This is a genomic window from Enterobacter sp. JMULE2 (assembly GCF_013337145.1).
GTDB classification, from domain to species: Bacteria; Pseudomonadota; Gammaproteobacteria; order Enterobacterales; family Enterobacteriaceae; genus Enterobacter; species Enterobacter mori.
In genome coordinates this window covers 436,743-461,905 of sequence record NZ_SGWD01000011.1, presented here as the reverse complement: position 1 = coordinate 461,905, position 25,163 = coordinate 436,743, and the positions used below count along the sequence as shown (strand labels likewise).

At 55.7% G+C, this 25,163-nt stretch carries 25 protein-coding genes and 1 tRNA gene; 9 read left to right on the top strand and 17 right to left on the bottom strand.

The features are described 5' to 3' along the window. Positions 1-18: 18 nt before the first annotated feature. The 4 genes from EXW94_RS10890 to dolP are packed head-to-tail and all read left to right on the top strand — an operon-like array spanning position 19 to position 3,709. Positions 19-2,160: a penicillin-binding protein activator gene (locus EXW94_RS10890; RefSeq protein ID WP_089599839.1), complete on the top strand. Its 2,142-nt coding sequence runs from the start codon at positions 19-21 to the stop codon at positions 2,158-2,160. Continuing rightward, the gene (locus EXW94_RS10885; RefSeq protein ID WP_120159677.1) at positions 2,118-2,513 is read left to right on the top strand and encodes a YraN family protein; all 396 of its coding nucleotides are present in this window, start codon (positions 2,118-2,120) and stop codon (positions 2,511-2,513) included. The genes EXW94_RS10890 and EXW94_RS10885 overlap by 43 nt, the downstream gene beginning before the upstream one ends. 20 nt (positions 2,514-2,533) lie before the next feature. Beyond that, positions 2,534-3,124, top strand: a complete 591-nt coding sequence (diaA, locus tag EXW94_RS10880) for a DnaA initiator-associating protein DiaA (RefSeq protein ID WP_003861754.1) — start codon at positions 2,534-2,536, stop codon at positions 3,122-3,124. 9 nt (positions 3,125-3,133) lie between these two features. Next, entirely contained in the window at positions 3,134-3,709 is a 576-nt protein-coding gene (dolP, locus tag EXW94_RS10875) for a division/outer membrane stress-associated lipid-binding lipoprotein (protein WP_089599837.1), read from the top strand. A 50-nt stretch (positions 3,710-3,759) separates the two neighbouring features. Here the strand turns inward: dolP and EXW94_RS10870 are convergent, their stop codons facing one another. Next, on the bottom strand, positions 3,760-4,797 hold the full coding sequence (locus EXW94_RS10870; protein ID WP_174340081.1) for a permease: 1,038 nt from the start codon (positions 4,795-4,797) through the stop codon (positions 3,760-3,762). Between the two features lie 40 nt (positions 4,798-4,837). Beyond that, on the bottom strand, positions 4,838-5,482 hold the full coding sequence (locus EXW94_RS10865) for an NAD(P)H-binding protein (RefSeq protein WP_174340080.1): 645 nt from the start codon (positions 5,480-5,482) through the stop codon (positions 4,838-4,840). A gap of 253 nt (positions 5,483-5,735) precedes the next feature. On the opposite strand from EXW94_RS10865, the gene EXW94_RS10860 reads away from it, so the two are divergent. Further along, complete coding sequence (locus EXW94_RS10860) at positions 5,736-6,254, top strand: type 1 glutamine amidotransferase domain-containing protein (protein ID WP_174340079.1); 519 nt, start codon at positions 5,736-5,738, stop codon at positions 6,252-6,254. Here EXW94_RS10860 and EXW94_RS10855 read toward each other — a convergent pair. Continuing rightward, positions 6,234-6,668, bottom strand: a complete 435-nt coding sequence (locus EXW94_RS10855; RefSeq protein WP_174340078.1) for a YhbP family protein — start codon at positions 6,666-6,668, stop codon at positions 6,234-6,236. The two genes, EXW94_RS10860 and EXW94_RS10855, sit on opposite strands and share 21 nt — an antisense overlap. A 14-nt stretch (positions 6,669-6,682) precedes the next feature. On the opposite strand from EXW94_RS10855, the gene EXW94_RS10850 reads away from it, so the two are divergent. After that, a complete protein-coding gene (locus EXW94_RS10850; protein ID WP_174340077.1) occupies positions 6,683-7,012 on the top strand; it encodes a GIY-YIG nuclease family protein in 330 nt (109 codons plus the stop codon). On the opposite strand, the gene EXW94_RS10845 is transcribed toward EXW94_RS10850, so the two are convergent. Both EXW94_RS10845 and EXW94_RS10840 read right to left on the bottom strand, forming a co-directional pair. Beyond that, a complete protein-coding gene (locus EXW94_RS10845) occupies positions 6,999-7,502 on the bottom strand; it encodes a GNAT family N-acetyltransferase (RefSeq protein WP_010435964.1) in 504 nt (167 codons plus the stop codon). The two genes, EXW94_RS10850 and EXW94_RS10845, sit on opposite strands and share 14 nt — an antisense overlap. Continuing rightward, positions 7,496-8,020, bottom strand: coding sequence for an SCP2 domain-containing protein (locus EXW94_RS10840; protein WP_042715095.1), 525 nt, complete (start codon positions 8,018-8,020; stop codon positions 7,496-7,498). Before EXW94_RS10840 ends, EXW94_RS10845 begins: the two co-directional genes overlap by 7 nt. 220 nt (positions 8,021-8,240) lie before the next feature. Between EXW94_RS10840 and EXW94_RS10835 the strand changes: the two genes are divergently transcribed. From EXW94_RS10835 to EXW94_RS10825, 3 genes are all read left to right on the top strand, one after another. Then, on the top strand, positions 8,241-9,236 hold the full coding sequence (locus tag EXW94_RS10835) for a peptidase U32 family protein (RefSeq protein WP_174340076.1): 996 nt from the start codon (positions 8,241-8,243) through the stop codon (positions 9,234-9,236). Positions 9,237-9,243: 7 nt separating this feature from the next. Further along, positions 9,244-10,122, top strand: coding sequence for a U32 family peptidase (locus tag EXW94_RS10830; RefSeq protein ID WP_042715089.1), 879 nt, complete (start codon positions 9,244-9,246; stop codon positions 10,120-10,122). A 78-nt stretch (positions 10,123-10,200) separates the two neighbouring features. Next, the gene (locus EXW94_RS10825; protein WP_174340075.1) at positions 10,201-11,208 is read left to right on the top strand and encodes a luciferase-like monooxygenase; all 1,008 of its coding nucleotides are present in this window, start codon (positions 10,201-10,203) and stop codon (positions 11,206-11,208) included. A gap of 85 nt (positions 11,209-11,293) precedes the next feature. On the opposite strand, the gene mtr is transcribed toward EXW94_RS10825, so the two are convergent. The 12 genes from mtr to EXW94_RS10765 form a co-directional block, all read right to left on the bottom strand. Further along, positions 11,294-12,538: a tryptophan permease gene (gene mtr / locus EXW94_RS10820; RefSeq protein ID WP_174340074.1), complete on the bottom strand. Its 1,245-nt coding sequence runs from the start codon at positions 12,536-12,538 to the stop codon at positions 11,294-11,296. 141 nt (positions 12,539-12,679) lie between these two features. Then, a complete protein-coding gene (locus EXW94_RS10815; RefSeq protein ID WP_174340073.1) occupies positions 12,680-14,575 on the bottom strand; it encodes a DEAD/DEAH family ATP-dependent RNA helicase in 1,896 nt (631 codons plus the stop codon). Next, on the bottom strand, positions 14,568-14,648 hold the full coding sequence (yrbN, locus tag EXW94_RS10810; protein WP_098946273.1) for a protein YrbN: 81 nt from the start codon (positions 14,646-14,648) through the stop codon (positions 14,568-14,570). Before yrbN ends, EXW94_RS10815 begins: the two co-directional genes overlap by 8 nt. Positions 14,649-14,754: 106 nt before the next feature. Further along, positions 14,755-15,639, bottom strand: a complete 885-nt coding sequence (gene nlpI / locus EXW94_RS10805; protein ID WP_003861782.1) for a lipoprotein NlpI — start codon at positions 15,637-15,639, stop codon at positions 14,755-14,757. Positions 15,640-15,748: 109 nt separating this feature from the next. After that, positions 15,749-17,881, bottom strand: a complete 2,133-nt coding sequence (gene pnp, locus EXW94_RS10800; RefSeq protein ID WP_089599830.1) for a polyribonucleotide nucleotidyltransferase — start codon at positions 17,879-17,881, stop codon at positions 15,749-15,751. A gap of 242 nt (positions 17,882-18,123) precedes the next feature. After that, positions 18,124-18,393, bottom strand: a complete 270-nt coding sequence (gene rpsO, locus EXW94_RS10795; RefSeq protein WP_003861789.1) for a 30S ribosomal protein S15 — start codon at positions 18,391-18,393, stop codon at positions 18,124-18,126. A 155-nt stretch (positions 18,394-18,548) separates the two neighbouring features. After that, positions 18,549-19,499 (bottom strand): tRNA pseudouridine(55) synthase TruB, encoded by a 951-nt coding sequence (gene truB, locus EXW94_RS10790; RefSeq protein ID WP_174340072.1) that lies wholly within the window; start codon positions 19,497-19,499, stop codon positions 18,549-18,551. Continuing rightward, positions 19,499-19,903: a 30S ribosome-binding factor RbfA gene (gene rbfA / locus EXW94_RS10785; RefSeq protein ID WP_010435986.1), complete on the bottom strand. Its 405-nt coding sequence runs from the start codon at positions 19,901-19,903 to the stop codon at positions 19,499-19,501. The genes truB and rbfA overlap by 1 nt, the downstream gene beginning before the upstream one ends. 89 nt (positions 19,904-19,992) lie before the next feature. Next, entirely contained in the window at positions 19,993-22,680 is a 2,688-nt protein-coding gene (gene infB, locus EXW94_RS10780; protein ID WP_174340071.1) for a translation initiation factor IF-2, read from the bottom strand. Between the two features lie 24 nt (positions 22,681-22,704). Continuing rightward, entirely contained in the window at positions 22,705-24,207 is a 1,503-nt protein-coding gene (gene nusA, locus EXW94_RS10775; protein WP_063143573.1) for a transcription termination factor NusA, read from the bottom strand. Positions 24,208-24,235: 28 nt separating this feature from the next. Further along, entirely contained in the window at positions 24,236-24,688 is a 453-nt protein-coding gene (rimP, locus tag EXW94_RS10770; RefSeq protein WP_032639709.1) for a ribosome maturation factor RimP, read from the bottom strand. 207 nt (positions 24,689-24,895) lie between these two features. After that, positions 24,896-24,972, bottom strand: a tRNA-Met gene (locus EXW94_RS10765). Between the last annotated feature and the right edge of the window lie 191 nt (positions 24,973-25,163).

The window sequence follows — 25,163 nt, the reverse complement described above, 5'->3', positions numbered from 1 at the left end:
AAAATCACTGGATACAGTATGGTACCGTTAACGTTTCTTCGAAAAAAAGCCACGCGCAGCGTGCCGCTTCTGCTCGCAGCCCTGATCTTTGCAGGCTGTGGCACCCAGGCACCCGATCAGACCGCTGCCCATATGCAGGGATCCGCTCAGGCTGATTCTGGCTTTTATCTGCAACAAATGTCGCAGAGCTCAAATGATACCAAGACCAACTGGCAATTACTCGCCATTCGTGCACTGCTGAAAGAGGGTAAAACCCAGCAGGCAGCCGAACTGTTCAATCAGCTACCGCAGGATCTTAACGACGATCAGCGCCGCGAGCAGGGTCTGCTCTCTGCTGAACTGAAGGTGGCGCAGAAAGATTATGCGGCTGCGAAGAAAATCCTTGGAGACATCGACGTCGGTGCGCTGGACAAAAACCAGCAGGCGCGCTTCTGGCAGGCGGGAATTACCGCTGAGCAGGGGCGCCCTTCCCTGACGCTGCTGCGCGCGCTTATCGCCCAGGAGCCGCTGCTCGCCGGTGCGGATAAACAGAAAAATATCGATGCAACATGGCAGGCGCTCGCCTCCATGACCCAGGAACAGGCGCAAACGCTGGTTATTAACGCCGACGAAAATGTTTTGCAGGGCTGGCTGGATCTGCAGCAGATGTGGTTTAACAACCGCAGCGACCCAACGATGCTGAAAGCAGGTATTACCGACTGGCAAACCCGCTACCCGCAAAACCCGGGCGCGAAAATGCTGCCGACCCAGCTGGTGAATGTGCAGAACTTTAAGCCAGCCTCTACCAGCAAAATCGCGCTGCTTCTGCCGTTGAACGGCCAGGCGGCGGTCTTTGGTCGCACCATTCAGCAAGGCTTTGAAGCGGCGAAAAACGGGACAACTGCCGTAAGCGGTAGTGCCGTACCGGCTCAGTCCGCACAGGCAGCCAACGTGAACGACGTTGTCAGCCCTTCTGCCGCTGAAACCAGCGACCTGACTGCAGCACAAGCGCCAGCGCAGGGGACAATGCAGAACCCGGTCACCGCGCCGACGACGCCACCAGCCGCAACGCCTGCACCTGAAGCAGTACAGGCTCCTGCGGAAACTCAGGCTCCCGTGACGGCTGAACAGCCACAACCGCAAGCCGCGCCAGCAGAACAGCAACCTGCCACGCAGCCTCAGGCCGTGGCAACCACCAGCGCCAACCCGAGTGCTGAGCTGAAAATCTACGACACCACCGCTCAGCCGCTCGATCAAGTGCTGGCGCAGGTGCAAAAAGATGGCGCGAGCATCGTAGTCGGTCCCCTGCTGAAAAACGACGTGGAAACGCTGATAAAGAGCAACACCACGCTGAACGTGCTGGCGCTTAACCAGCCAGAGAACGTGCAGAACCGTGCCAACATCTGCTACTTTGCTCTCTCGCCAGAAGATGAAGCCCGCGACGCGGCGCGACATATTCACGAACAGGGTAAACAGGCGCCGCTGCTGCTGATCCCGCGCAGCGCGTTGGGCGATCGCGTCGCCAATGCCTTTGCCGATGAGTGGCAGAAGATCGGCGGTGGCGTGGTGCTGCAACAGAAATTTGGTTCCGCCTCAGAACTGCGCGCTGGCGTCAACGGCGGCGCAGGTATCGCCCTTAACGGCAGCCCGGTCAGCGCCAGCCTGCCGCAGCAGCAGAGCGTGACCATCGGCGGCCTGACCATTCCGGCCCCTCCAACCGACGCGCAAATCAGCGGTGGCGGCAAAGTGGATGCGGCCTACATTGTCGCGACGCCGGAAGAGATTGCTTTCATCAAGCCGATGATTGCGATGCGCAACGGCAGCCAGAGCGGCGCAACCCTCTACGCCAGTTCGCGCAGCGCGCAGGGCACCGCGGGCCCGGATTTCCGTCTGGAAATGGACGGCCTGCAGTACAGCGAAATCCCAATGCTCGCGGGCAGCAACCCGCCGCTGATGCAGCAGGCGCTGAGCTCGGTACGTAACGACTACTCGCTGGCACGTCTGTACGCCATGGGCGTGGATGCGTGGGCGCTGGCAAACCACTTCACCCAGATGCGTCAGGTGCCGGGCTTCGAGCTCAACGGCAACACCGGCGATCTGACCGCCACTCAGGACTGTGTGATTAACAGGAAGTTATCATGGCTCAAATACCAGCAGGGGCAGATCGTCCCGGCCAGTTAAGCCGCAAAGCGACCGGCGATGCGTGGGAGTTAAAAGCGCGTCGCTGGCTTGAAGGCAAAGGACTGCGTTTTATCGCCGCCAACGTCCGCGGGCGCGGCGGCGAAATCGACCTGATCATGAAAGACGATCGGGTCACCGTGTTTGTAGAAGTGCGTTTTCGACAGTCCTCCCGTTTTGGCGGTGCTGCCGCCAGCGTGACGCTCGCCAAACAACATAAATTATTACAGACTGCCCACTTGTGGCTTGCCCGCCATAATGGGAGCTTTGATACTGTGGATTGCCGGTTCGATGTGATAGCCTTCACCGGAAATGAGATCGAATGGCTTAAAAACGCTTTTGGCGAAGACGCATAATTGAGATTTAAAGGGATAACGTGCTCGAAAGAATTAAAGTGTGCTTCACAGAAAGCATTCAAACACAGATTGCCGCGGCGGAAGCCCTCCCGGACGCGATCTCCCGCGCAGCAATGACGCTGGTACAATCTCTTCTGAACGGCAACAAAATCCTCTGTTGTGGCAATGGCACTTCAGCCGCCAACGCACAGCATTTTGCTGCCAGCATGATCAATCGTTTTGAAACAGAACGCCCGAGTTTACCTGCCATTGCACTTAATACCGATAATGTGGTCTTAACAGCGATTGCTAACGATCGTCTGCATGACGAGATTTACGCGAAGCAGGTGCGGGCCTTAGGCCATGCCGGGGACGTGCTGCTGGCCATCTCCACGCGCGGTAACAGCCGGGATATCGTTAAAGCCGTTGAAGCGGCGGTCACCCGCGATATGACCATCGTTGCGCTGACCGGCTATGACGGCGGCGAGCTGGCAGGTTTACTGGGGCCGCAGGATGTGGAAATTCGCATTCCGTCTCACCGTAGCGCGCGTATTCAGGAGATGCACATGCTCACGGTGAACTGCTTATGCGATCTGATCGATAACACGCTTTTCCCTCACCAGGATGATTAAGGAGTTCTAATGAAGGCTTTATCGACCCTTGCAGTCCTTATGTCTGCACTTCTACTTCAGGGATGTATTGCCGCTGCTGTTGTCGGTACCGCAGCTGTCGGCACCAAAGCGGCGACCGATCCGCGTTCTGTCGGGACACAGGTTGATGACGGTACGCTGGAGCTGCGCGTCAACAGTGCGCTGTCGAAAGACGAACAAATCAAGAAAGAAGCGCGTATTAACGTAACGGCTTATCAGGGCAAAGTGCTGCTGGCAGGCCAGGCGCCTAATACCGAATTAGCCTCCCGCGCTAAACAGATCGCGATGGGCGTAGAAGGGACAACAGAGGTGTTCAATGAAGTGCGCCAGGGCCAGCCAATTGGTTTGGGCGATGCGTCTTCCGATACCTGGATCACCACCAAAGTGCGCTCTCAGCTGCTGGGCTCGGACCAGGTGAAATCGTCAAACGTGAAAGTGACCACCGAGAACGGCGAAGTGTTCCTGCTGGGTCTGGTGACTGAGCGTGAAGGGAAAGCGGCGGCGGATATCGCCAGCCGGGTGAGCGGCGTGAAGCACGTCACCACCGCGTTTACTTATATCAAGTAATTCACACCTGACTGTAAGCCCGGTAAGCGCCAGCGCCACCGGGCTTTTTTTTACATCAACGCAATACTGCCCACAATCCCCCCACTCAACGCCACCAGCCCCGCCGTCAACCACAGCGCTTTCGCGGGGAATGACTTACGCAGCATGATAAGCGACGGCAGGCTGATCGCCGGCAGCGTAATCAGCAGCGCCAGTGCAGGCGCGGTCCCCATGCCAGCCAGCATCATGGTCTGAACAATCGGAATTTCCGCCGCCGTTGGGATCACGAAGAGGCAGCCTGCAACGGCCATCGCAATGACCCACATCAGCGTGTTGTCGATAGCGCCATCCGCATGCGGGAAGAGCCAGACGCGCGCCGCCCCCAATACCAGCACCGCCAGGATATAAACCGGGATGGTGCTCCAGAAAAGCTGCCACAGCGCGATACCCCAGCGCGCAAAAAAACCACCCTGCGGCTCGCTGATGTCCAGCTCAACGGCAGCGGTCTCAGGCGCGTTGTCCTTCACCAGTTTTTGCACCAGCGTCGCCACCACCAGCACCGTCGCCAGCCCGGCAACCAGGCGGATCGCAGCAAAATGCCACCCAAGCACAAAGCCCATAAAGACCAGCGTTGCCGGGTTGAGCAGCGGGTTACCCATCCAGAACGCCAGCGCGCCGCCCATCGACACGCGCTGACGACGCATACCCGCCGCAACCGGTGCGGCGCAGCAGGAGCACATCATGCCCGGCAGGGAGAAAATCGTCCCCAGCAGCGTGCCCTGAAAACGCGGCTGGCCGAGTGTTTTCACCAGCCAGTTACGCGGGATGAGCACCTGTATCAGCGAGCCCAGAATCACGCCCAGTACAGCGGCTTTCCAGACGGCAAGGAAGTAGACCATGGCGTAATCCCACGCCGCCTGAAGCGGGCTGGAATCAGCCTGAGCGAGAATAGATTTACCGATGCTGTGCGTTTCGGCGGCGGTGAAGGCTTTGCCGTAGTACGGCTGCCATTTCACATACCAGAGGCCAACAATGACCACGAGAAAGAAAAGTGCGGGCTTCCACCATTGAACAGGTGTTGCCGCCTGAGATGAAGACTGACCAGTCATAGCATTCCCCGGAGAGTAGTAGGTTATTAGCCGGGGGAGTTTACGCCTCGTCCTGGGCGATTTCACGCAGTTTTGCCGAAGGGATAATGTTGACCCCCGCTTTCAACGGTGCCAGCCCTTCGTTTAGCATCGCAAGGGCGACGTCCCGCGCCTCGATAGATTTCCAGTTGCCGGGAAGGATCTTAAACAGCGGGGCCAATATCGACTCGTTAAATCGGCGTTCGTCCCTGTGGCCGCTGAGCATCGAGGGGCGCACAATCGTCAGCTGCTCCCATTTCTGCGCGATCAGCGCATCCTCCATCTTACCCTTCACCTTGTTGTAGAAAAAAGGCGATCCGGCATTGGCACCCAGCGCACTGACCACCAGAAAATGTTTGGCCCCCAGTTTTTTCGCCGTGAGCGCCGTGTCCACCACCAGCGTGTAGTCGGCATGGATAAATGCCTCTTTGCTGCCCGCCTCACGCCGCGTGGTACCCAGACAACAAAAGGCGATATCAATGGGATCCTGGACCTGCGCCAGCGCGTCCGTCAGCTGCGGATCGTGCGGGTTAAATACGCCGGAGACGTCCGCCAGCGGCCGACGCGTAGGCGCTGCAATGTAGTTCACGCGGCGATCCTGAATCAGCAACCGCAGCAGATGATCCCCCACCAGCCCGGTGGCGCCCGTAATCAGTACCTGACTCATCGTATCCCCTTTACAGAATTGTCCGTTTGCGAACTCAGCGTGGTCGACCACACTTATACCCTAAATAATTCGAGTTGCAGGAAGGCGGCAAGGGAGTGAATCCCCAGGAGCTTACATAAGTAAGTGACTGGGGTGAACGAGTGCAGCCAACGCACATGCAACTTGAAGTATGACGGGTATAGAAGTCTGTTACAGGTAAGTATTTACCACAAGCGGAGAAAAATCAGTCTGAACCCAAAACAACGGAGGAAGCATGGGCAAGAAAATCGCAGTCTTGATTACCGACGAGTTTGAAGATTCAGAATTCACCTCTCCTGCAGAGGCGTTCCGCAAGGCGGGACATGAGGTCATCACCATTGAGAAAGAGGCGGGCAAAACGGTGACAGGCCATAAGGGCGAGGCCACGGTGACGATTGATGAGTCTATCGATAACGTTAGCCCCTCAGATTTTGACGCCCTGCTGTTACCCGGCGGCCATTCACCCGACTCCCTGCGCGGAGATGAGCGCTTCGTCACCTTCACCCGTAACTTTGTGAGCACCGGTAAGCCGGTATTTGCTATCTGCCACGGCCCACAGTTGCTGATCAGCGCCGAAGTCGTGCGCGGGCGTAAGCTTACCGCCGTGAAGCCGATCGTTATCGATCTGAAAAACGCAGGCGCTGAGTTCTACGATCAGGAGGTGGTCAACGACAAAGACCAGCTGATCACCAGCCGAACCCCGGACGATCTCCCGGCGTTTAACCGCGAAGCGCTACGCCTGCTCGGCGCGTAGCCAGTGCAGCTTCTTGCCAAAGCCCAGGGTGTTGTCGGTAAATTTCAGCTCATCGAGGCGGATTTCCCACACCGGGGCTTTTAGCGCAGCGGCAACGGGAAAGCGGCGCGTGTAGTGCCTACGATGCGCCTCGCTCTCTTCTCCCTCCAGCCGACGAATTTCACCTTTGAACTGCACGCCGCGGATCAGCGCGACCGTTTTCGGCTGGCCGTTTACCGTGCCCGCCACCTTTGCCTGCTGTCCGGTCATCTGCGCATGACGCGTGTTGTCTTCACTCATGACATAAAACGCCACGCGCTCAGGGTCGTAGTAGTAAAACGCATTTGCGCACCACATCTCACCCTCGTCACAGACGCACCAGGTGACAACATGCTGCTTCGCCAGCCAGCGGTTAATGGCGGCCAGTGTTTCCATTTTCGTTCTCTCTCATGCTATGGTGCGTTTACCTTAACATACTGAATCTGTTTACCGTGTGCTGGTTTCTCTATCTTGTCCGAACCGCTGATAACGCACTCTACACCGGGATCACCACCGATGTGGCGCGGCGTTTTTTACAACATCAAACGGGGAAAGGTGCAAAGGCGCTGCGGGGGAAAGGGGAACTGCAGCTGGCATTTTCAGCCGCAGTGGGCGACAGATCGCTGGCGCTCAGGCTGGAATACCGCATCAAGCAGCTCACGAAGTGCCAGAAGGAGCGCCTCGTCACCGGAGACGGCTCCTTTGAGGCGCTACGCGAGAGCCTGATTAAAAGCGATTGAAATGATCGTGGTAGTCCACCAGGCCATTGACGCCGTTGAGGGCGTCGTCCGCCAGACGGTGCACCTGGAAAGCGGATTCCGTACCCGGCCATCGGCAGCGCAGGTCGTAATGTGCGGCCTGCTCGAAGCCTAATCGACCATAGAACGCCGGATCGCCCAGCGTGACTACGGCGGCATAGCCAAACTCATTCAGCGAGTCCAGCCCTTCATAGACCAGCTGGCGCGCCAGACCTTGCCCGCGATAGTTTTCATCTACCGCCAGCGGTGCCATTCCTACCCACTGAAGATCGTCGCCCTGAACGATGACCGGGCTGAAGGCGACATAGCCGACAACCTGACCTTCATCATCGGTAGCAACCAGACCCAGCGTGATCAGGCCGTCTTCACGGAGATCGTGGACCAGTTGAGCTTCCGCATCGCTCTCAAAAGAGCGGCGCAATAACGCATCGATACCCGGTGCATCAATCCCAATTTCGACTCGAATCAGCATGGCTCACCTACTGAAGTGTGTTTACCGTCCGGCGGGGTTTTCAGCCCGGCCTCAACAAAATCTGCCATTTGCATCAACATCACGCGCAGCGCTTTCGGCATCTGCTCCAGCTCAATGGCATCCATTAAATTCTTCACGTACAGGCCAAGCTCCGTATCCCCTTCAATCACCAGACGGCGCTGGAAGAAGAGCGTATCCGGATCCTGCTTACGTGCGGCAATCATCAGCAGATCGCTGGCATCAGCGCTAAAGCTCACGTCCGCCTCTGCGGATTCACGCACGATCAGCTGGCCGTTCTCTACGGAGGTAAACCAGCGCAGCCCGATGTCGCGTACCTCAATGCTCAGCCAGCGGCCTTCCAGGAACTCCAGCTCGCCGTCCTGCAGTGCCTGGCGGAACTGCCAGCTCAGGACCTGCTCCAGCACCTGGCGCTTAAGCGCGAACGGTGCCAGCTTGACCGGCACGCTCAGCATAGATGGACCCAATTGTACGAGACGTGAACGCAGTTTCTCCAGCACGAGCTTTACTCCCTGATATCTGTAATCCCGCTATTTTGCCACATCCATTCCAGAACATAGCGGCGTAAATCAACAAACCGTCGTCCGGCTTACCTCATTATTGGTGTCATCAATACGCCATTAGCTGCCTTAAATCAAAAATTGTCGCCTGTGGGTTAATTAAAATCCCAGCTCGTTAACAATTTTGCGATCCCAGCGATCGAGAACATCAGGATAAATTATGGAGCTGCTCTGCCCTGCCGGAAACCTTCCGGCGCTTAAGGCGGCCATCGAAAATGGGGCCGATGCGGTCTATATCGGGCTAAAGGATGATACCAACGCTCGCCATTTTGCTGGCCTCAACTTTACGGAGAAAAAGCTTCAGGAAGCCGTTAACTTCGTTCATCAGCACCGCCGCAAACTGCACATAGCCATCAACACCTTCGCCCATCCTGATGGCTACGCCCGCTGGCAGCGCGCGGTGGACATGGCGGCACAGCTGGGTGCGGATGCACTGATCCTGGCCGACCTTGCCATGCTTGAGTATGCAGCAGAACGCTATCCGCATATTGAGCGCCACGTCTCTGTTCAGGCATCCGCCACCAACGAAGAAGCCGTGCGTTTTTATCATCAAAACTTCGACGTGGCCCGCGTGGTGCTGCCGCGCGTGCTCTCTATTCATCAGGTTAAGCAACTCGCGCGCGTCACGCCAGTGCCGCTGGAAGTTTTTGCCTTTGGCAGCCTGTGCATCATGGCCGAAGGCCGCTGCTATCTCTCCTCTTATTTAACCGGTGAATCGCCGAATACCGTCGGAGCCTGCTCCCCTGCCCGCTTTGTTCGCTGGCAGCAGACCCCTCAGGGGCTGGAGTCTCGCCTGAATGAGGTGCTGATTGACCGCTATCAGGACGGTGAAAACGCCGGTTATCCAACCCTATGCAAAGGCCGCTACCTGGTCGACGGCGAGCGCTACCACGCGCTGGAGGAGCCAACCAGCCTCAACACGCTGGAACTGCTGCCGGAACTGCTGGCGGCCAATATTGCCTCGGTGAAAATCGAAGGTCGCCAACGCAGCCCAGCCTACGTGAGCCAGGTGGCGAAAGTATGGCGTCAGGCCATCGACCGCTGCATGGCGGACCCGCAGAGCTACGCTCCGCAGGCGGCCTGGATGGAGACGCTCGGTTCGATGTCCGAAGGCACGCAAACCACCCTTGGCGCGTATCACCGTAAATGGCAGTGAGATAACCATGAAATATTCATTAGGACCGGTGCTCTACTACTGGTCAAAAGAGACGCTGGAAGATTTTTACCAACAGGCCGCCGCCAGCAGCGCCGATGTGATTTACCTCGGCGAAGCGGTGTGCAGCAAGCGCCGCGCCACCAAAGTGGGCGACTGGCTGGATATGGCGAAAAGCCTGGCCGGAAGCGGCAAGCAGGTGGTGCTCTCGACGCTTGCGCTGGTGCAGGCGTCTTCCGAACTGGGCGAGCTTAAGCGCTATGTCGAAAACGGCGAATTCCTGCTGGAAGCGAGCGATCTCGGCGTGGTGAACATGTGCGCTGAACGCAAGCTGCCGTTTGTCGCGGGCCATGCCCTGAACTGCTATAACGCCGTGACCCTGCGCCTGCTGCTTAAGCAGGGGATGACGCGCTGGTGCATGCCGGTTGAACTCTCCCGCGACTGGCTGGCAAACCTGCTGAATCAGTGCGACGAGCTGGGCATTCGCAATCAGTTTGAAGTGGAAGTGCTGAGCTACGGGCATCTGCCGCTGGCCTACTCCGCCCGCTGCTTTACCGCGCGCTCGGAAGACCGCCCGAAAGACGAATGCGAAACCTGCTGCATCAAGTACCCGAACGGTCGCAGCATGCTGTCGCAGGAAAACCAACAGGTGTTTGTCCTCAACGGCATTCAGACCATGAGCGGCTATGTCTATAACCTCGGTAACGAGCTGGCGTCGATGGACGGGCTGGTGGATATGGTGCGTTTGTCGCCGCTGGATACCGGCGTGTTCGCGATGCTGGATGCCTTCCGCGCCAATGAAAACGGCGCCGCTCCGCTGCCGCTGACGGCAAACAGCGACTGCAACGGTTACTGGAAACGTCTCGCCGGGCTGGAACTTCAGGCGTAAAAAAGGCTCACTTTGTTAACAACGGTTATCATTTTTTAATGCAGTATTAAAGATTCACCGTCGACAAAGTGAGCTGTTATGACTGACAAAACCATTCCGTTTTCGGTGCTGGATCTGGCGCCGATCCCTCAGGGTTCCTCGGCTCGAGAAGCCTTTTCGCACTCTCTCGATCTCGCTCAGCTGGCCGAAAAGCGTGGCTATCACCGCTACTGGCTGGCCGAGCACCACAACATGGTGGGCATCGCCAGCGCCGCCACCTCGGTACTGATTGGCTATCTGGCAGCCAATACCACTACCCTGCACCTGGGCTCCGGCGGCGTGATGCTGCCAAACCACGCCCCGCTGGTGATTGCCGAGCAGTTTGGCACCCTGAACACTCTCTATCCGGGGCGTATTGATTTGGGCCTTGGTCGTGCGCCGGGCAGCGACCAGCCGACCATGCGTGCCCTGCGCCGCCATATGAGCGGCGATATCGACAACTTCCCGCGCGACGTGGCCGAGCTGGTGGACTGGTTCGACGCGCGCGATCCTAACCCGCACGTGCGCCCGGTCCCGGGCTACGGTGAGAAGATCCCGGTTTGGTTGTTGGGATCAAGCCTGTATAGCGCTCAGCTCGCCGCGCAGCTTGGGCTGCCGTTTGCCTTCGCCTCGCACTTCGCACCGGATATGCTGCATCAGGCGTTGCATCTTTACCGCACGAACTTCAAACCGTCCGAGCGTCTGGAGAAGCCGTACGCGATGGTCTGTATCAACATCATTGCCGCCGACAGCAATCGCGACGCGGAATTCCTGTTTACCTCCATGCAGCAGGCATTTGTGAAGCTGCGTCGCGGTGAGACGGGCCAGCTGCCGCCGCCGGTGGAGAATATGCATCAGCTGTGGTCAGCCTCCGAACAGTATGGCGTTCAGCAGGCGCTGAGCATGTCGCTGGTGGGTGATAAAGCGAAAGTGCGTCACGGGCTGGACGAGGTGCTGCGCGAAACGCAGGCGGATGAAATTATGGTTAACGGCCAGATTTTCGATCACCAGGCGCGTTTGCATTCGTTTGATTTGGCGATGCAGGTTAAAGAAGAGTTGGTGGGGTAGCCTTTTTGCCGGATGGCGGCTTCGCCTTATCCGGCCTACGCGATCCCTGTAGGCCCGGTAAGCGTAGCGCCACCGGGCAATGTATTTACTGGTAAACAGGCAACAGGTTAAAACTCGACAGCACGTGTACCAGCGCGTTGCCAACGCCAAACACCAGAATCAGCACAATCATTGGCTTGCCGCCCCAGACGCGGAATTTAGGGCTGCCGAAGCGTTTACGTGATTTACGCGCCAGCAGCGCTGGCACAATCGCCGCCCAGATGGTTGCCGCCAGTCCGGCATAGCCGATGGCGTACAGGAAACCGTTCGGCCACAGCAGACCACCCACAATCGGCGGCAGGAAGGTCAGCAGCGCGGTTTTGAAGCGCCCCATCGCAGAATCATCAAAGCCAAACAGATCCGCCAGGTAGTCAAACAGCCCCAGGGTCACGCCGAGGAATGAACTCGCCACCGCAAAGTTAGAGAAGACCACCAGCAGCAGATCCAGGCTGCGGCTGTTCAGCACGCCGCTCAGGGCCTGCACCAGCACGTCGATGTTACCGCCCTTCTGTGCAATGCCGATAAATTCTGGACGTGGGATGTTGCCCATCGTCCCCAGCAGCCAAATCACGTACAGCCCCAGCGCCAGCAGCGTACCGTAGACCAGACACTTCACAATGGTGCGCGGATCTTTGCCGTAGTACTTCATCAGGCTCGGCACGTTGCCGTGATAACCAAACGACGCCAGACAGAACGGCAGCGTCATCAGCAGGTACGGCGTGTAGGAGGTGTTCACTTCGGCGACGTTAAACAGCGTGGCGGGCGTCACGTGCCCCAGCAGGCTGCCGAAGGTCAGGAAGAAGGTGATGACCTTAGCGCCCAACACGATCGCCGTCATGCGGCTCACCGCCCTGGTACTCATCCAGACGATAAACGCCACGCCCAGTGCAAAGCAGAGCCCCGCCAGACGCGCCGGAACGTTCAGCGACATCTCAGCAAAAGTGTGATGCAGAATCGAGCCGCTCGCGGAGATATACGCATAGGTCAGGATGTAGAGCACAAACGCGATGGACAGCCCGTTCACCAGGTTCCAGCCTTTGCCCAGCAGATCTTTGGTGATGGTGTCGAAGCTGGAGCCAATGCGATAGTTCAGGTTCGCCTCAAGGATCATCAGCCCGGAGTGGAGCATGCAAAACCAGGTGAACACCAGCGCCGCCAGCGACCAGAAGAACCACGCACCGGACATGACCACTGGCAGGGAGAACATCCCAGCACCAATGATGGTACCGCCGATGATCACCACGCCGCCAAGCAGCGAGGGTGACGTTTGGGTGGTGGTTAGTGTCGCCATACAGCCATTACTCCAGTCAAAAATGTGGTATGCAGTTTAATGTGCAGCACTGTACCAGTACAAGAGTACAAAGGGAATAAAAAAAGCCCCGATAGCAATTATCGGGGCTGTATATATTACTTTACGTCAGTGGCGTAAGGCTTACGCGTCACGGCGACGGCTTGAGCTGTCGTCACGACGTGGGCCACGGCTTTCACGGCGTTCGCCGGAGAAACGACGTGGTTCACCACGACCTTCGCTACGACCGCCTTCACGACGCTCTCCACCGAAGCTGCGGCCACCGCCACGACGTTCGCCACCGCGGTCAGAGCGAGGCTGTGCATCACCCATCAGCTGCATGTTCATCGGCTTGTTCAGGATGCGAGTACGCGTAAAGTGCTGCAGTACTTCGCCCGGCATGCCTTTTGGCAGTTCGATGGTGGAGTGAGTGCCGAACAGCTTGATGTTACCAATGTAACGGCTGCTGATGTCGCCTTCGTTAGCGATCGCGCCAACGATATGACGAACTTCAACACCGTCATCACGGCCAACTTCAATGCGGTACAGTTCCATTTCGCCAGCGTCACGACGCTCGCGACGTGGACGGTCTTCACCACCACGCTCTGGACGGTCACCGCGTGGGCCACGGTCATTGCGGTCATTACGGTCGCCACGACGTTCGAAACGATCGTCACGGTCACGGAATTCACGCTTAGGACGCATTGGCGCATCTGGTGGCACGATCAGGCTACGTTCGCCCTGAGCCATTTTCAGCAGTGCTGCAGCCAGGGTTTCCATATCCAGCTCTTCGCCTTCAGCGGTAGGCTGAATCTGCGACAGCAGCGCACGGTACTGATCCAGATCGCTGCTTTCCAGCTGCTGCTGGACTTTCGCGGCGAATTTTTCCAGACGGCGTTTGCCCAGCAGATCTGCGTTTGGCAGGTCAGCTTCTGGAATGGTCAGCTTCATAGTGCGTTCAATGTTACGCAGCAGACGACGCTCGCGGTTCTCAACGAACAGCAGCGCACGGCCAGCACGGCCCGCACGACCGGTACGACCGATACGGTGAACGTAAGACTCAGAATCCATTGGGATGTCGTAGTTTACAACCAGGCTGATACGCTCAACGTCCAGACCACGTGCTGCCACGTCGGTTGCAATCAGGATATCCAGACGACCGTCTTTCAGACGCTCCAGAGTCTGCTCACGCAGGGCCTGGTTCATGTCGCCGTTCAGCGCTGCGCTGTTGTAGCCGCTACGCTCCAGGGCTTCAGCCACTTCCAGGGTCGCGTTTTTGGTACGAACGAAGATGATCGCCGCATCAAAATCTTCTGCTTCCAGGAAACGTACCAGCGCTTCGTTTTTGCGCATGCCGTACACAGACCAGTAGCTCTGGCTGATGTCCGGGCGAGTGGTCACGCTGGACTGAATACGCACTTCCTGCGGCTCTTTCATGAAGCGGCGGGTAATGCGACGGATAGCTTCTGGCATGGTTGCAGAGAACAGAGCGGTCTGATGACCTTCCGGGATCTGCGCCATGATGGTTTCGACGTCTTCGATGAAGCCCATACGCAGCATTTCATCTGCTTCATCCAGTACCAGGCCGCTCAGTTTAGAGAGGTCCAGAGTACCGCGCTTCAGGTGATCCAGCAGACGGCCCGGCGTACCGACGACAATCTGTGGGCCCTGGCGCAGGGCGCGTAACTGCACGTCATAACGCTGGCCGCCGTACAGGGCTACCACGTTTACGCCGCGCATATGTTTAGAGAATTCCGTCATTGCTTCAGCAACCTGAACAGCCAGTTCACGGGTTGGAGCCAGGACGAGGATCTGCGGAGCACGCAGGTCCGGATCGATGTTGTTCAGCAGCGGCAGCGAGAACGCTGCGGTTTTTCCGCTACCAGTCTGGGCCATGCCCAGCACGTCACGACCGGCGAGTAAATGCGGTATGCATTCTGCCTGGATCGGAGATGGTTTTTCGTAACCCAGATCGTTAAGGGATTCAAGGATAGGAGCCTTCAGGCCCAGATCTGCAAAAGTGGTTTCGAATTCAGCCATGTAGTACAAGTGCCTCGATATTAATGGCGGCCAGTCTACATAACTCATCGTGAAAATTTTCGGTAATTTTCATTGAAAGTGTGAACCGGCTCAAAGTAGGTGTATTGACGAACAACAACGCCCTCACCAGTTAAGGTGATGGCAATCAAAAGATTACGGGCTGATGTTTATGTCGTCAGCTATTGCTGGTCCGATTCTGCCAGGTCGTCTTGCTCCTGGCCCAAGAGCGATAATTCCAACAATGCATAACGGTGCTCAACGAAGTTGTGTACGTTGTTAGCAACCGCTAATTTGAACAGTGCCGTAGCGCTGTCCATATCCCCCAGACTTAGGTAGTACTTACCTAAATAGAAGTTGGTTTCACTGAGATGCTCAGCGAGCGAGGTGTTATCCGTTGCGTCCGCCTTGAGGCGTTCCATTAGCGTTGCTTCGCTAATGTTGCCCAGGTAGAACTCGACAATGTTCCATCCCCATTGTTCCTTGTCCGATTTCTCGAAGCGCTGTTTCAGTGCTTCTTTGGCCTGCTTCTCATCGAGCTTCTGCTCAACGATGTAAAGCCACAGGCTGCGGAAAGGATCATTAGGATCGTCTTGATAAAACGCCAGCAGATCATCTTGCGCTAACTTATCACGACCGCCGTAATACAATGCGATACCGCGATTCAAGTGCGCGTAGTTGTAAGTTGGATCAAGCTCAAGTACAGAATCAAACGCTTCATAGGCAGCATCAAAATTGCCTGCCTGCGTTAAGTAAATGCCTAAGTAATTGAATACTTCAGGCATATCAGGTCGAATTGCCAGCGCTTGTGAAAAATCATTCCGCGCTAATGCCCTCAGACCGAGACTATCATACAACACTCCGCGCTCATATAAAAGCTGTGCGCGTTCGTCATCGGTTAAAGCCCGACTGGCAAGAATTTGTTCCATGCGTGCCAGAATCACTTCCTGCTGCAAAGTCGGTTGCAATGGCACTGCGAGGACTTCGCTCTTACGCCAGGCAGAGTTGCTGCATCCTGCCAGCGTTAAAGCTGTCGCAACGAAACACCAGCGCAAAAAAGGCTTCATTTCCCACTCCCGAAGACAACTATTGGATGAACGTCCTGTCCCCCGGCGGCTTAACAAGGCGTCCTGCCTGATAATAAACCCTCCGCCGAAGCGGAGGGCAAATGCTACCTTACTCGCCTTGTTCTGCGGCTGGCGCTTCTGGCGCAGCGGCAGGAGACTGCTCGGTTGCTTCTTTAATGCTCAGACGGATACGGCCCTGACGGTCAACTTCCAGAACCTTAACCGGCACTTCCTGACCCATCTGCAGGTAATCGGTCACTTTCTCAACACGCTTGTCAGCGATCTGAGAGATGTGAACCAGACCTTCTTTACCGCCACCGATGGCAACGAATGCGCCAAAGTCAACGATACGGGTCACTTTACCGGCATAGATACGGCCCACTTCGATCTCTGCAGTGATCTCTTCGATGCGGCGGATAGCGAATTTCGCTTTTTCGCCGTCGGTTGCTGCGATCTTCACAGTACCGTCATCTTCGATTTCGATCGTGGTGCCAGTCTCTTCGGTCAGCGCACGGATTACGGAACCGCCCTTACCGATAACGTCTTTGATCTTGTCTGGATTGATCTTGATGGTGTGGATACGCGGAGCGAACTGAGAAATGTCGCCACGTGGCGCGTTAATCGCCTGTTCCATCACGCCCAGGATGTGCAGACGCGCACCTTTAGCCTGGTTCAGAGCAACCTGCATGATCTCTTTGGTGATACCTTCAATTTTGATATCCATCTGCAGCGCAGAGATACCTTCGCGGGAACCCGCGACTTTGAAGTCCATATCGCCCAGGTGGTCTTCGTCGCCCAGGATGTCAGACAGAACAACAAAGTTGTCGCCTTCTTTCACCAGACCCATAGCGATACCAGCCACAGCGGCTTTGATTGGTACGCCTGCATCCATCAGCGCCAGAGAGGCACCACACACGGAAGCCATGGAAGAAGAACCGTTAGATTCGGTGATTTCAGAAACCACACGAACGGTGTACGGGAATTTGTCAGCTTCTGGCATCACTGCCAGTACGCCGCGCTTCGCCAGACGACCGTGACCAATTTCACGACGCTTCGGCGAGCCAACCATACCGGTCTCACCTACGGAGTACGGAGGGAAGTTGTAGTGGAACAGGAAGCTGTCAGTACGCTCGCCCATCAGTTCGTCGATGTTCTGTGCGTCACGTGCGGTACCCAGGGTCGCGGTAACCAGCGCCTGCGTTTCGCCACGGGTGAACAGTGCGGAACCGTGAGTACGTGGCAGTACGCCAGTACGAACGTCCAGACCACGGATCATGTCTTTTTCGCGGCCATCGATACGCGGTTCGCCTGCCAGTACGCGGCTACGAACGGTGTTTTTCTCGATAGCGTGCAGAATTTCGCTCAGCTCGTTAGCATCCAGGGATTCATCTTCAGCCAACAGCGTCGCGATGGTTTCAGATTTGATGACGTCAACCTGAGCGTAACGCTCTTGTTTGTCGGTGATGCGGTATGCATCGCTCAGACGTGCGCCTGCCAGTGCAGCAACGCGAGCATTCAGCGCGTCGTTAACCGCTTCTGGCTGCCAGTCCCAACGTGGTTTACCGGCTTCTTTCACCAGGTCGTTGATGTTCTGGATAACGATCTGCTGCTGGTCGTGGCCAAATACCACAGCGCCCAGCATCTGGTCTTCGCTCAGCAGTTCAGCTTCGGATTCAACCATCAGAACCGCTGCTTCAGTACCGGCAACCACCAGGTCCAGCTTACTTTCTTTCAGCTCTTCCTGGGTTGGGTTCAGCACGTACTGGTCATTGATGTAGCCAACGCGCGCGGCACCGATTGGGCCATTGAATGGAATACCAGACAGTGACAGGGCAGCAGATGCGCCGATCATCGCAACGATGTCCGGGTTAACCTGTGGGTTAACGGAAACAACGGTCGCGATAACCTGTACTTCGTTAACGAAGCCTTCCGGGAACAGTGGACGAACCGGGCGGTCAATCAGACGCGCGATCAGGGTTTCGCCTTCGCTTGGACGGCCTTCACGACGGAAGAAACCACCCGGGATTTTACCGGCAGCGTAGGTACGCTCCTGGTAGTTAACGGTCAGCGGGAAGAAGTCCTGACCTGGTTTAGCTTTTTTCTGGCCAACAACGGTAACGAATACCGCGGTGTCATCCATGCTTACCATAACGGCAGCAGTAGCCTGACGTGCCATCATGCCGGTTTCCAGCGTGACGGTATGTTGACCATACTGGAATTTACGAACGATCGGATTCAGCAAAGTTCTGTCCTTTCTTAAATGTATGACAGCACACCACAGGTGTGCTGACGATTTAACCCGACCTTCTTCGCATCCTCGCGACTAATGACAACCGACACCCCCATGGGTGAAGCCTCTCATTAGCCGCGCGAACCTCTGCAATGAAGATCATTTATAGCAACAATACAATAGTTTCCAGTGAATTGCTGCCGTCTGGTTGAAAAAAGGGGCCATCAGGCCCCCTTTTCTGAAACTCGCAAGACTTAGCGACGCAGACCCAGACGCTCGATCAGCGCGGTGTAACGTGCAACATCTTTACGTTTCAGGTAGTCGAGCAGTTTACGACGCTGAGAAACCATACGCAGCAGACCACGACGGCTGTGGTGATCTTTTTTGTGCTCTGCAAAGTGACCCTGCAGGTGGTTAATCTGTGCAGTCAGCAGTGCAACCTGAACTTCGGTAGAACCGCTGTCGTTAGTACCACGACCAAACTCAGAAACGATTTTAGCTTTAGCTTCAACGCTTAGAGACATTTTCAAACTCCAGAATATAAAGAATGTAAGGATGCCGATCTCTAATTCAGCAATCCCAGTATACGACCAACAAATTGTTAAACAATTTGCAGATCGTTAAGCGGCGATATTCTACTCGTCTCCCCTGCTTATCGCAAGGTGAGGTGTTATCGCCGTCACGCTTCGATCGGATACTCGACGACCAGACGACGCGGCGCAACGCGCCCTTCACCGTCCATTTCGCCCATACCGATGAATTTCCCGTCGTCACCTTCCGTCACGCGTACCAGCCCTTCAAGCGGCGCATCCGCCGTACGAACCGGGTTGCCGTTCTTAAAGTAAACGGACGATGTTAAAGGAAGATTAACGATCGGGAAGTCCGCCGCCGGACTGTCCATTGGCATCAGCAAGGAATCGAGCAAATCTGCCGGCGCGATCCCCTGCGCTTCCGCCTGTTCAACCAGCGCGTGCAGATGTTCCAGGGTCACCATCCGCTCCACCGGGTACTTGCTCACCGCCAGACGACGCAAGTAAATCACATGCGCCCCGCAGCCCAGCTTTTCACCGAGGTCATCGATGATGGTACGAATATAGGTGCCTTTCGAACAGTGTACTTCCAGCTCCAGCTCATCGCCTTCATGGCGAATGAACAGCAGTTCATACACGGTAATCGGACGGGCTTCACGCGGAACGTCGATGCCCTGGCGCGCATATTCGTAGAGCTTCTTGCCCTGATATTTCAGCGCCGAATACATCGACGGCACCTGCATCGTGTCACCACGGAAGCTTTCCAGCGCCGCATCAAGCTGCTCTGCGCTGAAGGTCACCGGGCGCTCTTCGACTACCTGGCCATCCGCGTCGGAGGTATCCGTGCGCTGGCCCAGTTTAGCGATAACGCGATAACGCTTATCGGAATCCAGCAGATACTGGGAGAACTTTGTCGCCTCTCCCAGGCAAACCGGCAGCATACCGGTCGCCAGCGGATCCAGCGCGCCCGTATGGCCCGCACGGTTGGCGTTAAAAATACGCTTCACTTTTTGCAGTACGTCGTTGCTGGATGCGCCCTGCGGTTTATCCAGCAGCAGTACGCCATGCACGTCGCGACCGCGACGACGAGGACGACTCATCAGTCCTCCTTGCTGTCGTCCGCTGGGTTCACACGACGCTCATCGTCATGTTTCACCACGCTGGTCACCAGGTTGGACATGCGCATACCTTCTACCAGCGAGTTATCGTAGAAGAAGGTCAGCTCAGGCACGATACGCAGACGCATCGCTTTGCCGAGCAGAGAGCGGATGAAACCAGAGGCTTCCTGCAGCGCTTTAATGCCGTTTTTCACCGCGGCTTCGTCCTGATCGTTCAGGAAAGTCACGAACACTTTGGCATACGCCAGATCGCGGGACATCTCAACGCCAGACACGGTGGTCATCATACCAATACGCGGGTCTTTAATTTCACGTTGCAGAATGAGTGCGATCTCTTTCTGCATTTCCTGCGCTACGCGCTGAGGGCGACCAAATTCTTTCGCCATAATAAATTCTCCAGACAAAAAAGGGGCTAAAAGCCCCTTTTAAAATTATTGCCGGGTGGCGCGAGGCGATCCCGGCTTACAATCGGTAATTAAGCGATGGTACGCTGAATTTCGATGATCTCGAACACTTCGATCATATCGCCAACGCGAACGTCGTTGTAGTTCTTCACGCCGATACCACATTCCATGCCGTTACGGACTTCGTTAACGTCATCTTTGAAGCGGCGCAGGGATTCCAGCTCGCCTTCGTAGATAACCACGTTGTCACGCAGTACGCGGATTGGGTTGTGACGCTTGATGTTACCTTCGGTAACCATACAGCCCGCGATCGCACCGAATTTCGGTGATTTGAACACGTCACGTACTTCAGCCAGACCGATGATCTGCTGTTTCAGCTCAGGAGACAGCATGCCGCTCATCGCTGCTTTCACTTCGTCGATCAGGTTATAGATGACGGAGTAGTAGCGCAGATCCAGGCTTTCAGCTTCAATCACTTTACGCGCAGACGCATCCGCACGAACGTTGAAGCCAACCAGGATAGCGTTGGAGGCAGCAGCCAGGGTTGCGTCGGTTTCGGTGATACCACCTACGCCAGAACCGATGATCTTCACTTTCACTTCGTCGGTAGACAGTTTCAGCAAGGAGTCGGAGATCGCTTCCACAGAACCCTGAACGTCAGCTTTCAGAACAACGTTCACTTCGTGAACTTCGCCCTCGGTCATGTTCGCGAACATGTTCTCGAGTTTAGATTTCTGCTGACGAGCCAGTTTAACTTCACGGAATTTACCCTGACGATACAGTGCAACTTCACGCGCTTTCTTCTCGTCACGCACAACGGTCACTTCGTCACCGGCAGCCGGAACACCGGACAGGCCCAGGATTTCCACTGGAATGGACGGACCCGCTTCCAGGACTTCCTGACCCAGTTCGTTACGCATCGCACGAACGCGGCCGTATTCGAAACCACACAGAACGATGTCGCCTTTGTTCAGCGTGCCTTCGCGAACCAGAACGGTTGCAACCGGACCACGACCTTTATCCAGGAAGGATTCGATAACCGCGCCGCTTGCCATACCTTTACGAACCGCTTTGAGCTCCAGAACTTCAGCCTGCAGCAGGATAGCGTTCAGCAGGTCGTCAATACCGGTACCTGCTTTTGCAGATACTGGGATGAACTGTGCTTCACCGCCCCACTCTTCCGGCATAACGCCGTACTGAGACAGTTCGTTCTTCACGCGATCCATATCGGCTTCTGGCTTATCGATTTTGTTGACTGCAACAACCAGAGGTACCTGCGCCGCTTTTGCGTGCTGGATAGCTTCAATGGTCTGTGGCATCACGCCATCGTCTGCCGCAACAACCAGTACAACGATATCCGTTGCCTGAGCACCACGAGCACGCATTGAGGTAAACGCTGCGTGGCCTGGGGTATCCAGGAAGGTGATCATGCCGTTTTCGGTTTCTACATGGTAAGCACCGATGTGCTGGGTAATACCACCCGCTTCGCCGGATGCCACTTTAGTCGAGCGAATGTAGTCAAGCAGAGAGGTTTTACCGTGGTCAACGTGACCCATGATGGTCACAACAGGTGCACGCGGTTCAGCCGCTGCGCCAGTGTCACGGTCGCTCATTACTGCTTCTTCCAGTTCGTTTTCACGACGCAGGATAACTTTGTGGCCCATCTCTTCAGCAACCAGCTGTGCGGTTTCCTGGTCGATGACCTGGTTGATGGTCGCCATTGCACCCAGCTTCATCATCGCTTTGATGACCTGAGAGCCTTTAACGGCCATCTTGTTCGCCAGATCGCCAACGGTGATGGTTTCACCAATCACAACGTCACGGTTAACGGCCTGAGCTGGCTTCTGGAAGCCCTGCTGCAGAGCGGAACCTTTACGCTTGCCGCCTTTACCACCGCGAACGGCTGCACGCGCTTCTTCACGGTCAGCTTTAGATTCAGCGTGCTTGTTACCTTTTTTCGCTGGACGCGCGGCTTTGGTGTTACGACCACGGCCACGGCCGCCTTCAACTTCACGGTCGTTGTCGTCTTCAGCCTGACGCGCGTGCTGAGAAGTGGTCACATGATAGTCGCTGGTGTCTTCAGTCGTTTCAGCGGTATTCACGCCATTCTTCTCGTTTTCTTCTGCCATACGGCGCGCTTCTTCAGCAACACGGCGAGCTTCTTCTTCCAGCTTACGGCGGGCTTCTTCTTCCGCTTTACGCTTAAGCTCGGCAGCTTCATTTTCACGGCGGGCTTTTTCAGCCTGGGCGGTTTTTGTCATTTCGTCTGTCTGTTGATTGCTCACTTTGTCTTTTTCCGCAGCGTCACGCTTCACTTTATCACTTGCGTCGCGTTTCGCTTTTTCTGCGGCCTCACGTTCAGCTTTTAATTCTGCTTCACGTTTGGCGGTTGCTTCCGCCTCACGCTGAGCTTGTTCTTCCGCTTCACGCTGTGCCTGCTCTTCCGCGGCAAGGCGTTCTGCCTCTTGCGGATCACGTTTTACAAAGGTGCGCGTCTTGCGGACTTCAATTTGTACCGATTTGCTTTTGCCACCGGTACCAGGGATGTTTAACGTGCTACGCGTTTTGCGCTGCAGCGTTAACTTGTCAGGCGTAGAGCCGTGTTCACGGTTCAGGTGCGTTAACAAGGTTTGTTTTTCTTGCGCGGTCACCGAGTCATCAGCGGACTTCGGGATCCCTGCATCAGCAAATTGCTGTACCAGGCGGTCCACGGAGGTCTGAATCTCAGCAGCCAGCGATTTTACAGTTACATCAGTCATGCTGTTCCTTCCTGCTACAGTTTATTACGCTTCGTCGCCGAACCAGCAAATATTACGTGCGGCCATGATGAGCTCGCCGGCTTTCTCGTCGGTTAAACCTTCGATATCAGCCAGGTCATCAACGCCTTGCTCAGCGAGATCTTCCAGCGTACAAACACCACGGGCAGCCAGCTTGAACGCAATCGCACGATCAAGACCTTCCAGATTCAGCAGGTCATCAGCCGGCTTCTTATCGCCAAGGCTTTCTTCCTGAGCCAGTGCCAGGGTGGTCAGTGCGTTTTTAGCGCGTTCACGCAGGGCTTCAACTGTCTGTTCATCCAGACCGTCAATTTCCAGCAGCTCTTTCATTGGCACATAGGCCAGTTCTTCCAGCGTAGAGAAACCTTCTTCAACCAGAACAGTGGCGAAATCTTCGTCAATGTCGAGGTATTTAGTGAAGGTATCGATCGCCGCGTGGGCTTCAGCCTGATGCTTAGCCTGCAGGTCGTCAACGGTCATCACGTTGAGTTCCCAGCCGCTCAGCTGTGACGCCAGACGTACGTTCTGACCGTTACGGCCAATCGCCTGCGCCAGGTTGCCCGCTTCTACAGCGATATCCATGGTGTGTTTGTCTTCGTCAACAACGATAGACGCCACATCAGCTGGAGCCATTGCGTTGATCACGAACTGCGCCGGGTTGTCGTCCCACAGAACGATATCGATACGCTCGCCGCCCAGTTCGGTCGAAACCGCCTGAACACGCGCGCCGCGCATACCGACGCAAGCACCGACCGGGTCGATACGCTTGTCGTTGGTTTTCACCGCGATTTTCGCACGGGAACCCGGATCGCGAGCCGCCGCTTTGATCTCGATAACTTCTTCACCGATTTCCGGCACTTCGATACGGAACAGTTCAACCAGCATTTCTGGTTTAGAACGGGTCACGAACAGCTGTGCACCACGCGCTTCAGGGCGAACGGCGTACAGAACACCACGAATACGGTCGCCTGGACGGAAGTTTTCACGCGGCAGCATATCTTCACGCAGGATCACGGCTTCAGCGTTACCCGGCAACCCTTCGGATTTGATCTCCAGGGAGATGTTGTCGCGGTTCACTTTCTTCACCACGCCGGTGATGATCTCGCCTTCCTGATCGCGGAACTGATCGACAACCAGCGCGCGCTCGGCTTCGCGAACTTTCTGCACGATAACCTGTTTAGCGGTCTGAGTCGTGATACGGTCGAAGGTGACAGATTCAATCTGATCTTCAACGTACTCACCCACGTTCAGACTTTCGTCTTCAAAACGGGCGGCTTCCAGCGTGATCTCTTTGGTCGGCTGGGTCACTTCTTCAACGATTACCCAACGACGGAATGTATCGAAGTCACCGCTTTTACGATCGATTTCTACGCGAACATCGATCTCTTGTTCGTATTTTTTCTTGGTTGCTGTAGCCAGTGCACTTTCCAGCGCTTCGAAAATCTTCTCACGCGGCAGTGATTTCTCGTTGGAGACGGCTTCAACAACAGCCAAAATTTCTTTGTTCATCGCGGGCTTTTCACCTCAATCCAGACTGTTAAAAGTGGGGAACCAGGTTCGCCTTCTGGATATTACTCAGCGCGAACACTTCATCTTTGCCGTCGACTGTCACCGTGATCATTTCACCATCAACGGCTTTGATAATTCCCTGCCATTTACGGCGGTTCTGTACGGCCATACGCAGAACGAGAGCCACTTCTTCACCGGTAAAGCGCACATAGTGCTCGGCCGTGAACATCGGGCGATCGAGGCCAGGTGAGGAAACTTCCAGGTTGTACGCAACGGTAATCGGGTCTTCAACATCAAGAACCGCACTCACCTGGTGGCTAACATCAGCACAATCATCAACATTGATGCCATCTTCACTATCAATATAGATGCGCAGCGTCGATGTACGGCCGCGAACGAATTCGATGCCGACCAGTTCGTAGCCCAGTGCTTCGACCGGTGCAGTAATCATCTCTGTTAATTTTTGCTCTAATGTGGACAAGCCCACCCCCAAGACATAAAAAAAGGGCGTAAAGCCCAGTTATTCTGTAGTCAGATAACAAAAAACCCCGATAAATCGGGGCTTTAGATAACTGAACCCTATAGCCACAACTGTGGCCTGGAGCACTCTCCGAAAGAATTTTTTCAAATCCAGCTACGAAGGCTCTAAGTCTTCACAGTATATTTGAAAAAGAACTTTATGGGAAAGTGGTTGCGGGGGCCGGATTTGAACCGACGACCTTCGGGTTATGAGCCCGACGAGCTACCAGGCTGCTCCACCCCGCGCCTGAAACGTGGCAAATTCTACGCGTTTTAGGTAGAAAATGCAAATAATGCTGGGATTTGGTACCGAAGACGGGACGTAAAATCGGCGTTCAGTATATTGATAGTTGACCCCGCCTGTCAAGGCGACTTCCGCCAGATCGATTAGACCAAATTTTTTACAAAAAACGCATGAGTCTCTTCCGGTCTTCGGC

Coding starts and splice junctions, on each gene's coding strand:
- EXW94_RS10845 (WP_010435964.1), bottom strand. CDS start 7,502: ATGCTGATTCGAGTCGAAATTGGGATTGATGCACCGGGTATCGATGCG.
- EXW94_RS10855 (WP_174340078.1), bottom strand. CDS start 6,668: ATGGAAACACTGGCCGCCATTAACCGCTGGCTGGCGAAGCAGCATGTT.
- infB (WP_174340071.1), bottom strand. CDS start 22,680: ATGACTGATGTAACTGTAAAATCGCTGGCTGCTGAGATTCAGACCTCC.
- rbfA (WP_010435986.1), bottom strand. CDS start 19,903: ATGGCGAAAGAATTTGGTCGCCCTCAGCGCGTAGCGCAGGAAATGCAG.
- EXW94_RS10830 (WP_042715089.1), top strand. CDS start 9,244: ATGAAATATTCATTAGGACCGGTGCTCTACTACTGGTCAAAAGAGACG.
- EXW94_RS10825 (WP_174340075.1), top strand. CDS start 10,201: ATGACTGACAAAACCATTCCGTTTTCGGTGCTGGATCTGGCGCCGATC.
- EXW94_RS10870 (WP_174340081.1), bottom strand. CDS start 4,797: ATGACTGGTCAGTCTTCATCTCAGGCGGCAACACCTGTTCAATGGTGG.
- nlpI (WP_003861782.1), bottom strand. CDS start 15,639: ATGAAGCCTTTTTTGCGCTGGTGTTTCGTTGCGACAGCTTTAACGCTG.
- EXW94_RS10890 (WP_089599839.1), top strand. CDS start 19: ATGGTACCGTTAACGTTTCTTCGAAAAAAAGCCACGCGCAGCGTGCCG.
- EXW94_RS10865 (WP_174340080.1), bottom strand. CDS start 5,482: ATGAGTCAGGTACTGATTACGGGCGCCACCGGGCTGGTGGGGGATCAT.
- EXW94_RS10835 (WP_174340076.1), top strand. CDS start 8,241: ATGGAGCTGCTCTGCCCTGCCGGAAACCTTCCGGCGCTTAAGGCGGCC.
- yrbN (WP_098946273.1), bottom strand. CDS start 14,648: ATGAAAATTACCGAAAATTTTCACGATGAGTTATGTAGACTGGCCGCC.
- rpsO (WP_003861789.1), bottom strand. CDS start 18,393: ATGTCTCTAAGCGTTGAAGCTAAAGCTAAAATCGTTTCTGAGTTTGGT.
- EXW94_RS10815 (WP_174340073.1), bottom strand. CDS start 14,575: ATGGCTGAATTCGAAACCACTTTTGCAGATCTGGGCCTGAAGGCTCCT.
- EXW94_RS10850 (WP_174340077.1), top strand. CDS start 6,683: ATGCTATGGTGCGTTTACCTTAACATACTGAATCTGTTTACCGTGTGC.
- mtr (WP_174340074.1), bottom strand. CDS start 12,538: ATGGCGACACTAACCACCACCCAAACGTCACCCTCGCTGCTTGGCGGC.
- dolP (WP_089599837.1), top strand. CDS start 3,134: ATGAAGGCTTTATCGACCCTTGCAGTCCTTATGTCTGCACTTCTACTT.
- EXW94_RS10860 (WP_174340079.1), top strand. CDS start 5,736: ATGGGCAAGAAAATCGCAGTCTTGATTACCGACGAGTTTGAAGATTCA.
- truB (WP_174340072.1), bottom strand. CDS start 19,499: ATGAGTCGTCCTCGTCGTCGCGGTCGCGACGTGCATGGCGTACTGCTG.
- nusA (WP_063143573.1), bottom strand. CDS start 24,207: ATGAACAAAGAAATTTTGGCTGTTGTTGAAGCCGTCTCCAACGAGAAA.
- EXW94_RS10885 (WP_120159677.1), top strand. CDS start 2,118: ATGGCTCAAATACCAGCAGGGGCAGATCGTCCCGGCCAGTTAAGCCGC.